The organism is Streptomyces achromogenes subsp. achromogenes (genome assembly GCF_000720835.1).
Classification (GTDB): Bacteria; Actinomycetota; Actinomycetes; order Streptomycetales; family Streptomycetaceae; genus Streptomyces; species Streptomyces achromogenes.
This window is the reverse complement of sequence record NZ_JODT01000003.1, coordinates 219,492-232,661: the sequence shown is the minus strand read 5'-3', so window position 1 is coordinate 232,661 and position 13,170 is coordinate 219,492. Positions and strand designations below refer to the sequence as shown.

The following is a 13,170-nucleotide window of genomic DNA, read 5'->3' as shown; positions in this document are numbered from 1 at the left end:
CGGACACCCCGTCCGCGCGCGCCGACGGGGTGTCCGGCGAGCGAGGAGAACGACCATGTGCCGTCTGTTCGGCCTCAGCAGTGCGCCACGACGCACCCACGCGACGTTCTGGCTGCTGGACGCCCCCGACAGTCTCAGCCGGCAGAGCCGTCACGACCCCGACGGCACCGGCCTCGGCTACTTCGCCGCGGACGGCACCCCACGCGTGGACAAGGCGCCGATCGCCGCCTACGAGGACCGGGCCTTCGCCGAGGAGGCCCGCCGGGTGGAGTCCGCCACCTTCGTCGCCCATGTGCGCTACGCCTCCACCGGCGGCCTCGACGCCCGCAACACCCACCCCTTCGCCCAGGAGGGACGGCTGTTCGCGCACAACGGGGTCATCGAGGACCTCGACCGGCTCGACGACCACCTGGGCGAGGACCGGTCACTGGTCGGCGGCGACACCGACTCCGAGCGCTTCTTCGCCCTGATCACCCGGGAGACCGGACGGAACGGCGGCGACCCCGGCGCCGGCATCCGCCAGGCCGCCCGGTGGATCGCCCGGAACCTGCCCGTCTACGCCCTCAACCTCGTCCTCGTCACCCCCACCCGGCTGTGGGCCCTGCGCTACCCCGACACCCACGAGCTGTACGTCCTCGAGCGCCCGGCGGGCGGACAGCACGGCGCGCGGCACCTGGACCACAGCGGCAGCCACGGCCGTATGCGCGTCCGCTCCTCGACCCTGGCCGACCACCCGGCCGTGATCGTCGCCAGCGAACGCATGGACGACCACCCCGGCTGGCGCCTGATGGAACCGGGCGAGCTGCTCCACGCCGCCACCGGCTCGCAGGCCACCCGCGAGGTGATCCTGCCGGAGCCCCCGGCGCACCGGCTGACCCTGGCGGATCTGCGTCCCGACGCCGCGGCTTCCCAGCAGGCGCCGTGACCCGGACCCCGCCGGCACCCGGCGGCCGGGAGCAGGGCAGAGCTGTTCCGTACGCTGGCCGTATGCGTATGCGCCCCACTTTGAACTGGACGCCCACCGAGGACCCGCTGCCGGGCAGCACGGACCTGGAACCGGTCGTGGAGGCGCTGCGCGCCGGAGGTGTGCTCGTGCTCAGCGGGGCGGGCATCTCCACGGAGTCGGGCATCCCCGACTACCGGGGCGAGGGCGGCAGCCTGAGCCGGCACACCCCGATGACCTACCAGGAGTTCACCACCAGCGCGCGGGCCCGGCGCCGGTACTGGGCGCGCAGCCACCTCGGCTGGCGCACCTTCGGGCGCGCCGAGCCGAACGCCGGGCACCGGGCCGTGGCCGCGTTCGGGCGGCACGGAATGCTCTCGGGGGTGATCACGCAGAACGTCGACGGCCTGCACCAGGCCGCCGGCAGCGAGGACGTCGTGGAACTCCACGGAAGTCTGGGCCGGGTCGTCTGCCTGTCCTGCGGCGCCCGCAGCGCGCGCCGGGACCTCGCCCGGCGGCTGGAGGAGGCCAACGCGGGCTTCGAGCCGGTGGCCGCCGGCGTCAACCCGGACGGCGACGCCGATCTCACCGACGAACAGGTCGGGGACTTTTGCGTGCTGCCCTGCGCTGTCTGCGGCGGCATCCTCAAGCCGGACGTGGTGTTCTTCGGCGAAGCGGTGCCGCCGCGGCGGGTCGAGCACTGCCGCGAGCTGGTCCGGGAGGCGGCCTCGGTGCTCGTCCTCGGCTCCTCGCTGACGGTGATGTCCGGGCTCCGGTTCGTCCGCCAGGCGGCCGGGGAGGGCAAGCCGGTGCTGATCGTCAACAGGGACCCGACCCGTGGCGACCGGCATGCGGTCACCCGGGTCGGGCTGCCTCTGGGAACGTCTCTCACCACAGTGGCCGGCCGGCTGGGCCTCCCCGCCGACGACGGGGAGGCCCAGCCGGCCGGCGCGAGGCCGTGACGCCGCCGACGCGGCGCGGGCCCGGACACGGCGGCCTTCGGCCGGTCAGGCGTGACGGTGGGAGTGCGAGTGCCGGCTGCCGGTGAACAGGCGGTAGAGAGCCAGCAGGATCAGGGAGCCGACGATGGCGGCGATCCAGGTGGAGAGCTCGAAGAACCCGTCGACGGAATCGACGCCGAACACCACCTTGCCCAGCCAGCCACCGAGCAGACCGCCGACCACACCGATGAGCATGGTGACGATGATGCCGCCGGGGTCCTTGCCCGGCATGATGGCCTTCGCGATGGCGCCGGCGAGCAGCCCGAGGATGATCCAAGCGATGATGCCCATGGTGGCCTCCGTTTCGTCGTTTCGTCGGGTAGAGCTTGTTAGCTCATCGTGTGTACCGTCTCCGCTCGTACAAACGTCCCCGTGCGAAAGAGGCGCGGCTGTCGTCCTGAAAGAGGCGCGGCTCTCGTCGCCGAGAGCCGCGCGTTCCGCCCGAGGAGGGCGGCGAAGTCCCGCGTGTGTCAGGCGCCTTCCGCCTTGGACAGCGCGTTGCTGATGAGGCGGGTGGCGAACTCGCGGTCGTCGGTGAGGCGGTTGATGTGCTCGGCGAGCAGGAACGCGGTGGCCTCCAAGGGGTTCATCTCCTCCTTGGTCCACTTGCCGTACTGCTGGCGCCACAGGCTGGGGCTCAGACCCATGCCCGCCGCGACGACCAGGCCGGCCATGGTGGGGATGGCCTCCGGACGGATGCTCTTGGGCATCATGCGCATCGAGGCCACCAGGCTCGGCACCACGTACTCGATGACGTCCTTGTCGTGGTCCTCGTGCGCCCTCCGCAGCCAGGTCATGAACATGTAGATGATCGTGCAGGCGCCGTCCAGCAGGTCGTGCGCCCCTCTCGGGCCCAGGGACGCGGTGAACTGGTCGGTCAACTGCCGCTGTTCGGGGTCGATCTCTCTCCCGCCGTCGTAGATGGCCTTGAGCCGGGAGTCGATCACCATGAGTGCTCCACTCACATCGCCGGCGGGGGCGTACTTGGGGTCGCAGACCGATGCCAAAGGGTCCCTCCTCATGTGGCCGCGGCACACGCGCGGCAGGTGCGTACGTACCGTAGACGGCCGATCACCCACCGTCCGGAGAATGTCCGGGGGAGGACCCGATGGAGGGGCGCGAGGCCGGCCGGCCTCACCCGTTCGGGTGGCGACACGGCTCACGGCAGGTCTCCCCGGCGGACCGGCGGTCTGCGCGGGCGCCGCCCCGGGGCGTGGTGGACCGAGGGTCAGTCCGCGAGCAGTGCCTCCACGCGGGACAGGGTCTCCTGGATGTTCTCCTCCGTGATCACCCGGCGTGCCTCACGCGGTGTCAGCCAGCGCAGTGGCGCCTGCGGGTTCTCCGGGCGGACCGCCTCGGGGGTGCGGGTGGCCAGTGTGAAGCGGATGTCGGCGTGTTCGTGGGCCGCTTCCCGGGAGTCGGCCGGAACCGGCACGATCGCGAGGTGCCGGATGCCGGCGTCGGGCCAGGGTGCGAGGTCGGTCAGTCCGGTCTCCTCCCGCCCCTCCCGCAGGGCGATGGCGAGCGGGTCGGACTCGTCCGGGTCGGCGTGCCCGCCGACCAGCAGCCAGGACTCGTGGCGCTGGTGCCAGCGCAGCAGGACCCGGCCGCTCTCCGGGTGCACGATCAGCGCGGACCCGGTGACGTGCAGCGGAGACGACCGCTGCCAGGGGTCGCCCGACGTGACGAGGGCGCGTACCCGCTCCGCGTCGGCGCGTTCGGTGGTGTTCTTCGGCTCGTAGCGGGCAAGGAGACCGAGGACTGCGTGCTGGGTGACCATGCACGGAATCCTAGTGACGGGGCGCCGGCCGGGCGGCGTACACGGGCCGGCGCAACCTCCGCGGGCCGTCCGGGAGTTGGGTGCCGGATCCGGCGGGGGAGCGTGCCTCCGCGGCCGAAGGAGGTGATCCGCGGCCACCCGGCGGCCATACCACCGCGCCGGAACACACACCCGTTGACCGCTCCAACGGCGGTCGATAGCCTCACCGGGAATGATTCGAACCTGCGAGCGAAACTTTCGCCGCATCGCCGTAGCCGCGGCTCATCCCGGAAAGGACTCGATGTGCCGAGCGCGCCCGAGAGCGGCATCAGCCTCAGCGACCCCGTGATCCCGGGATTCCACCCCGACCCGAGCGTCTGCCGGGCCGGGGAGGACTACTACCTCGCCTGCTCCAGCTTCGAGTACTACCCCGGCATCCCCGTCTTCCACAGCCGCGACCTGGTGCACTGGACCCAGATCGGCAACGCCCTGGACCGGCCGGAACAGCTGCGGCTGCCGCCCGGCGCCCGCTCCTCCGGCGGCCTCTACGCCCCCACGCTGCGCTACCACGACGGCCGCTTCTGGCTGATCGTGACCAACGTCAGCGGCGACGGAAACCTCCTGTTCACCGCGACCGACCCGGCCGGCCCCTGGTCCGACCCGGTCCGGCTGCCGGGGGTGCGCGGCATCGACCCGGACCTCGCCTGGGACGACGAGGGCACCTGCTGGTGCACCGTGGCGGGGGTCAGCCAGGTCCCGATCGACCCGCACACGGGCAGAACCCTCGGCGAGCCGCGGCGCGTGTGGTCCGGCACGCCCGGCGCCAAGGCCCCGGAGGCGCCGCACCTGTACCACATCGGCGAGTACTGGTACCTGCTGATCGCCGAGGGCGGCACCGAGCGCTGCCACGCCGTCTCGGTCGCCCGTGGGCGCACGCCCGACGGCCCGTTCGAGCCCTGTCCGGCCAACCCCGTCCTGACCCATCGCGGCACCGACCACCCCGTCCAGAACACCGGCCACGCAGACCTGGTCCAGGGGCCCGACGGTTCGTGGTGGATGGTGTTCCTCGGGGTCCGGCCGGGCGGCGGGTCGCCCGGCTGGCACGTACTGGGCCGGGAGACGTTCCTGGCCCCGGTGACCTGGTCCGACGGCTGGCCGGTCGTCGGCGGGATGACATCCGCCCCGGCCGTGCCGCCGTGGCCGCTCCAGCGGCCCGCCGCCGTGCCGGTCCGGGACGACTTCGAAGGCGGCGGCCTCGCCCCGGGCTGGATCTCGCCGCGCTTCCGGCACGAGGCGGACTGCACCACCAAGGAGCGCGCCGGCTGGCTGACCCTGCGCGCCCGCGGGGCCTCGCTGGACGACACCGACGTCACCTTCGCCGGCCGCCGCCAGCAGCACCTGGCCTGCCGTGTGCGGACCCTGGTCGACCCGGCCGGGGGCGGCGGCGGTCTGGCCGTCCGCCTGGACGAGCGGCACCACTACGCGATCGAGGCCACGGCGGACGAGGTGCGGGTGATCGCCCGGATCGGCCCGCTGCGGTCGGTGGTGGCCTCCCGCCCGTCGGCCGGCGGCCCGGTGGTGCTCGGCGTCGAGACGACCCCCGCCCGGGAGATCACCGACCCGCGCGAGGGGCCCGACACCGTCGCGCTCGGCGTGCGGGAAGCGGACGGCACGTTCACCGAACTCGCCAGGCTCGACGGCCGGTACCTGACCACCGAGGTCGCCGGCGGCTTCACCGGCCGCGTGATCGGCCTGTACGCCGCCACGGGAACCGTCCACTTCGACTGGTTCGACTACGAGCCGTACGAGGACTGAGCCGGCCGGGGGAATACCGGCGGTCCGGCACCGGTTCCAGGCCAGTGGTTGATGAATCAACAATTGGCTCGCTCATCCCAGAGGGAGGACTCGTGAACGACACCTTCCACGACTACCCGGCGACGGGCGGGGTCGCGCCGGACCGCTGGGCGAGCGCCCTGCACCTGTTCGACAACGGCCCCGGCGTCCCGCACGAGGAGACCACGGCCGAGCGCTGGGAACGCGCCCGGCTGCTCTTCGACGCCAAGGACTACGCCGGGGCGGCCAGGCTGCTTACCGCCGTGGTCGAGGAGGCCCCGGAGCAGACCGGGCCCCGGCTGCTGCTGGCCCGCGCCTACTACCACTCGGCTCAACTGCGGCGGGCCGAGGAGCAGCTGCGGCGGATCATCGACCGGGACCCGGTGGAGCACTACGCCCATCTGATGCTGGGCCGCACCCTGGAGCGACAGGGCCGCCACGAGGAGGCCGCGCCCTGGCTGCGCATGGCCGCGGCCTTCACCGGCGAGCTTCCCGCCGACGGCTGACGGGCGCCGCCGGGGCCACAAGGTGCCGGGGTGACGGGTTGCCGGGGTGCCGTGGTGCGGTGCCGGGGGCGTCGGCGCGGGTGGGCCGTGGACCGCTGCGAGCAGGGGCGCGCGGACGTCGGTGTCGAGGTCGGGGAGGTGGCCGAGCAGGACGTCGGCCGGGCCCTCGATCCGCAGCCGGCCCAGCGCGGCGGGCAGCAGCAGGCTCTCCGACCGGGCCGGCCGCTCCCGTCCCCCCGGCGTGGTCACGGTGACCGGCGCCCCCGCGCTGCTCAGGACCATCGCGACGGCGTTCCACTGGATCGACCCGGCGGGGCGCTCGCCGTGGTGCGCACCCGGCATGGGCGGGGCGGCACCGAGGGGCTCTGTGCCGAGGTCCAGCGCTGCTACGAGCGCTTCGACCCGGACACCCGCCCCGGTCTGCTGCCCCCGGACGCCTCCGGCCGCGACAGTTCGGACCACCATGCGGCGGAGGTGGCGCGGAGGGGTCGATTCGGGCGCACGGCGTTCCGCCGGCACGAGCGGGGTACGAGCAGGACATCACCTGCACCTCGGCGGAGCACTTGGACGTGCCGCGCACCTACTGCCGTCACCGGGCCCTGCCGGAGGCCGCGTCACCGCTCGGGCGGTCGCGGTTCGGTGAGGCGGCGGGCGGTTTCCACCACGGCCGCGCGGTGCCGGGCCAGCCGCTCCGGTGACCGGGGGCGGCCGTCGTCGTCCACCCAGAACCAGGCCTGGGCCGCGGCCACGACCATGGTGAGCAGATCGGCGGGCGCCAGCGCACGGGACAGCTCGCCGCGCGCTTGCGCGTCGGCCACCTCGGCGGCCCGGCGCCAGAAGCCCTCCGTCCCGGAGCCGGGGCCGGCGGGGCGCTCCAGCAGCTGCCACAGCCGCAGCCGCAGGAGGTCCGGCCGGGCCACCAGGTGGTCGAAGACCGCGCCGGCGTATCCGGGCAGGTCGTCCGCGTCGAACGGCACGGACTCGGCGCCCGCCTCCGCCGCCCGGCGCAGCACCTCGTCGAACAACTGGTCCTTGCTGCCGAAGTGGGCGTAGATCAGCCGCTTGTTCGCCCCGGCGGCCGAGGCGATCCGGTCCACCCGGGCGCCGGCGATGCCGTGGGCGGCGAATTCGGCGAAGGCGGCGTCGAGCAGCCGGGCTTTGGTCGCGTTCGAATCCCGAGGCATGCCCGCCACCCTAACCAGTGACGATCCGTTTGTTGACCCTTACACCGATCCGGACCGGGTGGCAGTCCGACGCCCCCGGACGGCCTGACCGGAACCGCCGGCGGCACCGTCGGCGGCACCTCGGGCCACGACCGCCGGAGTGGGAGGGAGCGAGGCCCGGCCCCCGACCGAGGCGCCGCTCCCGGCCTGCCGTCGCGGTCGTCTGCGGCCCGTAGCCCTGGCTCTCCTCGACCTGCCGCCGTGATCACCCTGGGCCTGCCGCCATGGTCGTCTCCGGCCCGCCGTCGTGACCCTTCCCGGCCCGCCCGTGGCCCTCCCCGGCTCGCCCCGTCGTGGGGCGTCCCCGGCCCGTCATCGTGGCCCTTCCCGGCCCACTCGTTGCGAGTCGGCTCCGGCCCGCCGTCGTGGCTCCTCCCGGTCTGCCACGGTGTCCGCTGCCCCGGCCCTCCGCGGTCTGCCACCGTGTCGGTTCCCCGCCTGCCACGGTGTCCGCCGCCCCGGCCCTTCCCGGCCTGCCACCGTGTCCGTTCCCCCCTGCCACCGTGTCCGCCGCCCCGGCCCTCTGCGGTCTGCCACCGTGTCCGTTCCCCCCTGCCACCGTGTCCGCCGCCCCGGCCCCCCGGTCCCCCACGTGGCCCTCTCCACCCCGCCGCCGTGGCCGACCCCGGCGCCGTGTCGCATCGTGGAGGGGGCTGGCGATCCGCGGGGAAGGCCGTCTCGTCCGACCCGTGGGGCGAGCCGGCCGTACCGCCGGTACGGCCGAGGGAAGGAGCGCGTTTCGATGGGACTGGAGAAGCGGCGCCCGCAGCAGGCCGATCCGCTGGCGGGTGCCGCGGCCGATCCGAGCGGGCTGCTGGACCTGCTGGGCGTCGCCGCGGTGCTGCTGGAGGCCGACGGCAAGATCGACATGTGGAGCCCCCAGGCCGAGGAGCTGTTCGGCTACACCCGCGGCGAGGTGGTCGGGCAGTACGCGGCACCGCTGCTCCTCCACCCCGAACACCAGGACGCGGCGATCACCCTGTTCGCCGAGGTGATGCGGACCGGCCGGCGCTGGGCGGGGGCCTTCCCCGTCCGGCACAAGGACGGCAGCACCCGGATGATCGAGTTCCGCAACGTCCGGCTGACGGACAGCCTCGGCGACCACTACGCCCTCGGCCTGGCCGTCGACCGGGTCGCCCTGCGGCAGATGGAACGCAAGCTGGCCCTGTCCAACCGGCTGGTCAGCCAGGCGCCGATCGGGCTGGCCGTCATGGACACCGAGCTGCGCTACCTCGCCGTCAACCCCGCCCTCGCGGCCATGCACGGCGTCAGCGAGGCCGACCACGTCGGCCGCGCCTTCCGCGAGGTCCTCTCCGACCCGGCCTTCGAGGACGCCGAGGCCCTGATGCGGCGGGTCCTGGAGACCGGCACCCCCTCGGTGGAGCAGCAGGTGGTGGGCCGTACGGCCGCCGACCCGGAGCAGGACCACGCCTGGGCGGTGTCCGTCTACCGGCTGGAGGACCACCGCGGCGGGGTCCTCGGCATCGCCAACGTGGTGGTCGACGTCACCGACCGGTACCGGGCGGCGCGCAAGGCCGACCAGGCCCAGCGGCGGCTGCGGATGATCGCCGACGGCTCGGCCCGGATCGGCACCACCCTGGAGGTGGAGCGCACCGCGCGGGAACTGGCCGACGTCCTGGTGCCCGGCCTGGCCGACATGGTCTCCGTGGACCTCCTCGACTCGGTCCTGCAAACCGGCCGTACCGCCCTCGGCGACGGCCCGGCCCTGTTCCGCGTCGTGGCGGTGAAGACCGCCTACCCCACCGACGCCGGCCGGGCCATGGTGCCGCCCGGCCGCCTCACCACCTACCACGCCGACCACCCCGCGTCGCACTGCATCCGCAGCCGCCGCCCCCTGCTGATCACCCACCTGAGCGGCGGCGACCACTCCCGCATCGCCGCGGACTCCGAGGCCGCCGCGCTGCTGGCCCGGGCCGGCGTCCACACCGACATGGCCGTCCCGCTCATCGCCCGCGAGAAGATCCTCGGTGTCATGGGCCTGGCCCGGGCCCGCAACCCGCTGCCGTTCGACGAGGACGACCTCACCCTCGCCTGCGAGCTGGCCTCCTCGGCCGCGCTGAGCATCGACAACGCCGTGCTGCACCAGCACATCCGCAGTGCCGTCGAGACCCTCCAGCGCAGCCTCCTGCCGCAGTCCCCGCCCCGGCGCCCCGGCCTGGAGGTCGCCGTCCGCTACCGCCCCGCCCAGGCCCGCGACGAGGTCGGCGGCGACTGGTACGACGTGATCCCGCTCGACGGCGACCGCACGGCGCTGGCGGTGGGCGACGTCATGGGCAGCGGCATCCAGGCCGCCACCGCCATGGGCCGGCTGCGCACCGCGACCGCCACCCTGGCCGACCTCGACCTCGACCCGGCACGCATCCTCACCCATCTCGACAAGATCACCCGCGAGCTGGACCCGTACATCGCCACCTGCGTGTACGCGGTCTACGATCCCCACCGGGCCCGGCTGCACGTGGCGTCCGCCGGTCATCTGCCCCCGGCCCTGGTGCGCATCGGCGAGCAGCCGAGGCTGCTGGACCTGCCGACCGGCACCCCGCTCGGAGTCGGCGGCGTCCCCTTCGAGAGCACCACCGTCGAGCTGAAGCCCGGTGACCGCCTCGTGCTCTACACCGACGGGCTGGTCGAGACCCGTGACGACCCCATCGACGAGCGCCTTCAGGCCCTGCTGCGTCTCCTCGCACCGCCGGACCAGTCCGTGGAGGAGACCTGCGACCGGCTGCTGCGCCTGCTGCGGCACCCGGCCGACCACGACGACGTCGCCCTCCTCATCGCCTGCGCACTGCCCCTCGCGCCCTCCTGAGCGCCCCGGCGCCGCCCGGCAGGGTGAGGACGGCCAGGACGGCGCAGACGGCCACGGCGGCGAAGAACCAGAAACCCCAGGGGTGGCCGATCCCGGCGGTCACCAGGGCACCCGTGACCGACGGGCCGACCAGGGAACCGACACGGCCGATGCCGGACGCCGAGCCGAGCGCGGTGCCGCGGACGGCGGCCGGGTAGAAGTGGGTGACGTACGCGTAGACGAGCACCTGCGCGGAGAAGACGAACACGCCGGTGAGGAAGACGACCGTGTCGAGCAGCAGGTCGCTGTCCATCCTGAAGCCGAGGCAGGCCAGCAGGACCGCGGAGGCGGCGAACCAGCCCAGCGCGGTCGGCTTGATGCCGCGCCGGTCGGCCACGAAGCCGCCCAGCACCAGCCCGGCCACCCCGCCCGCGTTGAGCACCAGCAGCTGCGTCACGGCCGTCGGCACGGGATACCCGGCGTCGTTCATCAGCTTGGGCAGCCAGGTGTTCAGGCCGTACACCAGCAGCAGCCCCATGAACGAGGCCACCCAGACCCCGATCCCCGCGCGCAGGTACGCCGGCCCGAGCAGCTCGGTGAAGGGCACCCGCGGTGACCCGGACGCCTCCCCGGCGCGTACGAACGCCGGCGACTCCGGCAGCCGGAACCACTGCACGACCGCGACGGCCAGTCCGGCGGCGCCGAGCACGTAGAAGAGCACCTGCCAGTCGGTGGTCACCCGGAGCGCCAGCAGCGAGGTGATCACGGCACCGGTGTGGTAGCCGGTCATGGTCAGCGTGCCGGCCCGCGCCCGCCGCCCGGCCGGCAGCCGCTCGGCCGTCATCGTCAGCGCCACGGGCATGCACGCCCCGAGCCCCACCCCGGCCGCGAGGCGCAGCGCGGCGAACACCGCAACCGAGCCGGCCACCGGCACCAGCAGGGTGAACACCGAGAACTCCACCACCGAGGCGATGAGCAGCAGCCGCCGGCCCAGCCGGTCCGCCAGCGGGCCGGCCAGCAGCGCGCCGACGGCCACGCCGACGAGCGACAGCGTGGCGACGGTGGTGGCGTCCCCGGCCGTCATGCCGAGGTGACGGGTCTTCAGCAGCGTCGGGATGACCGCGCCGAGGACGACGAGGTCGTAGCCCTCCAGCAGGACGGTGGTCCAGCACAGGATCACCGTCCAGACGGCGTGCCCGGCGCCGCCGGCCCCCGCCGAGGTGCCGGACGCGCCGGACGAGGCGACGGATGACATGACGACGAACCCCCTGGGCGGCTGTGGGACGGGTGAGCGGGCGACCGGGACCGGCGGCCGGTGGCTAGGCGGGCGTGGTGAGCGCGGTGTCGACCTGGAGCAGCCGGGGTCCGTCGACGGGTTCGGACAGCGCGGCCCGCAGCTCCGCCACGCCGCCGATCTGCCGGGCGGGCACCCCGTAGCCCTCGGCGATACGGGTGAAGTCCAGGCCGGGAAGGTCCAGTCCCGGCGCGTCCGGCACCCCGAGCAGCCCGCCGAACCAGTGCAGGGCCCCGTACGTCCCGTTGCGCAGCAGCACCACGGTGAGGGGGACCCGCAGCCGGGCGGCCGTCCACAGGGCGGTGATGCCGTAGTTGGCCGAGCCGTCCCCGATCACGCCCACGACCGGCCGGCCGGGCCGGGCCAGAGCCACGCCGACCGCGCCGGGCAGCCCGAAGCCGAGGCCGCCGGCCGCCGGGAAGTAGTACGAGCCGGGCCGGCGCAGATCCATCTGGCGCCACCAGGAGGAGTTGGTCGAGGTCGACTCCACGACGTACGCGGTGTCGGCGGGCTGTTCCTCCCGCAGGGCCGCGAAGACCTCCTCCGGGTGCAGCCGCGGCCCCCGCGTGCCGGCCGGCGCCGGTACGGGCCGGTAGCCGTGCACGGGAGTGTCCGGCGTGCCGAGCGCCGTCAGCAGCAGACGTGTCACCGCGGCGGGGTCGGCGACCAGTGCCTCGCCGACCGGTGCCCGCGCGGCGGCGGACACGTCCTCGGTGACCTGGATCAGCCGGGTGCCCTCCGGCAGGTACCGGCCGGGCAGATGCTCGTGGTACCGGAACACCGGGGCGCCCAGCACTAGGACGAGATCGTGGCCGGCCAGGGCCCGGCAGGCGGGCTCGATACCGGCGGGCAGTACCCCGCGGAACAGCGGATGGCGGTTGGGGAACGGCAGCCGGAACACCGAGGGCGCCGCCCACACCGGGCCGCCGAGCCGCTCGGCCAGCCGCACCGCGTCGTGGAAGAGCCCGTCCGCGTCGATGTCACCGCCCAGCACCAGGGCGGGCCGCCGGGCAGCGGCCACCGCCCCGGCCAGCCGGCGCCCCTGCTCCGCGCCGGGCACCCCGGCCCGCTCGACCCGGCGCTCCAGCACGGCCGGCGCGTTCTCGTCCGCGTCGGCCGTCCAGTCGTCGTACGGCACGGACAGGAAGGCCGGCCCGCGCCGCAACCGTGCCTCGAAGACGGCCTGGGCGAGCGCGCGCGGCACATCCCGGGCGCACGCCGGCTCGGCGGCCCAGCAGACGAGCGGCCGCATCAGGGCCGGGGCGTCGACGTTGGTGAGGTAGGCCTCCGGCCCGATCGCGGGCCGTGCCTGCTGGCCGGCCAGGACGACCAGCGGGGTGCGCGCGGCCACCGCGTTCGTCAGCGCGCCCAGCGCGTTGCCGGAACCGGCGGCCGAGTGCAGGCTGACCAGCGCGGGACGGCCGGACGCCTGCGCGTAGCCGTCGGCCATGCCCACGACCGCGCCCTCGTGCAGCCCCAAGACGTAGCGGAACCCGTCGGGGAGACCGCTGAGGAAGGGCAGTTCGTTGGAGCCCGGGTTGCCGAAGACGGTGGTGAGCCCTTGGCGCTCCAGGAACGCGTGGGCGATGCGACGCACGGACGGCACGGGCGGCCCCTTCCGGACGGGCGGTCCCTTCCGAGCGACGCGCCACGTGGTGACGCGCCACACGCTGACGTGCCACACGTGTGCCGCGGCACACGGCGACGCGGCATATGGTGCCGCGCCACAGGGTGACGCGGCACACAGTAGGGAGCGCGCGCCCCGGCCGCCATACGCCGGTCGCCCCCGGTTTCCCGGTGCTTCGCCG

The 13,170-nt window shown here is 74.4% G+C and carries 11 protein-coding genes; 5 read left to right on the top strand and 6 right to left on the bottom strand.

The features are described from left to right. Positions 1-55: 55 nt before the first annotated feature. Together IH25_RS0104580 and IH25_RS0104575 are read left to right on the top strand one after the other, a co-directional pair. A complete protein-coding gene (locus tag IH25_RS0104580; RefSeq protein ID WP_030603241.1) occupies positions 56-925 on the top strand; it encodes a class II glutamine amidotransferase in 870 nt (289 codons plus the stop codon). Between the two features lie 62 nt (positions 926-987). Further along, positions 988-1,905 carry an NAD-dependent protein deacetylase gene (locus tag IH25_RS0104575; RefSeq protein WP_037654339.1) on the top strand — a complete coding sequence of 306 codons (918 nt, stop codon included), beginning with the start codon at positions 988-990 and terminating at the stop codon, positions 1,903-1,905. A gap of 45 nt (positions 1,906-1,950) precedes the next feature. Here the strand turns inward: IH25_RS0104575 and IH25_RS0104570 are convergent, their stop codons facing one another. The 3 genes from IH25_RS0104570 to IH25_RS0104560 form a co-directional block, all read right to left on the bottom strand. Further along, a complete protein-coding gene (locus tag IH25_RS0104570; protein WP_030603234.1) occupies positions 1,951-2,235 on the bottom strand; it encodes a GlsB/YeaQ/YmgE family stress response membrane protein in 285 nt (94 codons plus the stop codon). A 179-nt stretch (positions 2,236-2,414) separates the two neighbouring features. Beyond that, a complete protein-coding gene (locus IH25_RS0104565; protein ID WP_030603231.1) occupies positions 2,415-2,951 on the bottom strand; it encodes a hypothetical protein in 537 nt (178 codons plus the stop codon). Positions 2,952-3,172: 221 nt separating this feature from the next. Next, positions 3,173-3,724, bottom strand: a complete 552-nt coding sequence (locus tag IH25_RS0104560) for an NUDIX hydrolase (RefSeq protein WP_030603228.1) — start codon at positions 3,722-3,724, stop codon at positions 3,173-3,175. A gap of 282 nt (positions 3,725-4,006) precedes the next feature. Here IH25_RS0104560 and IH25_RS0104555 point away from each other — a divergent pair, with 282 nt between their 5' ends. Together IH25_RS0104555 and IH25_RS0104550 are read left to right on the top strand one after the other, a co-directional pair. Further along, on the top strand, positions 4,007-5,518 hold the full coding sequence (locus IH25_RS0104555) for a glycoside hydrolase family 43 protein (protein WP_030603225.1): 1,512 nt from the start codon (positions 4,007-4,009) through the stop codon (positions 5,516-5,518). A 92-nt stretch (positions 5,519-5,610) separates the two neighbouring features. Continuing rightward, entirely contained in the window at positions 5,611-6,042 is a 432-nt protein-coding gene (locus IH25_RS0104550; RefSeq protein ID WP_030603222.1) for a tetratricopeptide repeat protein, read from the top strand. Positions 6,043-6,656: 614 nt separating this feature from the next. Here IH25_RS0104550 and IH25_RS0104545 read toward each other — a convergent pair. Further along, entirely contained in the window at positions 6,657-7,226 is a 570-nt protein-coding gene (locus tag IH25_RS0104545; RefSeq protein ID WP_037654337.1) for a TetR/AcrR family transcriptional regulator, read from the bottom strand. 781 nt (positions 7,227-8,007) lie between these two features. On the opposite strand from IH25_RS0104545, the gene IH25_RS0104540 reads away from it, so the two are divergent. Next, positions 8,008-10,089 carry a SpoIIE family protein phosphatase gene (locus IH25_RS0104540; RefSeq protein ID WP_030603219.1) on the top strand — a complete coding sequence of 694 codons (2,082 nt, stop codon included), beginning with the start codon at positions 8,008-8,010 and terminating at the stop codon, positions 10,087-10,089. On the opposite strand, the gene IH25_RS0104535 is transcribed toward IH25_RS0104540, so the two are convergent. Next, positions 10,055-11,323, bottom strand: coding sequence for an MFS transporter (locus IH25_RS0104535; RefSeq protein WP_051753777.1), 1,269 nt, complete (start codon positions 11,321-11,323; stop codon positions 10,055-10,057). The two genes, IH25_RS0104540 and IH25_RS0104535, sit on opposite strands and share 35 nt — an antisense overlap. 64 nt (positions 11,324-11,387) lie before the next feature. Beyond that, positions 11,388-12,968 carry a benzoylformate decarboxylase gene (gene mdlC, locus IH25_RS0104530; RefSeq protein ID WP_030603213.1) on the bottom strand — a complete coding sequence of 527 codons (1,581 nt, stop codon included), beginning with the start codon at positions 12,966-12,968 and terminating at the stop codon, positions 11,388-11,390. Positions 12,969-13,170: the final 202 nt, after the last annotated feature.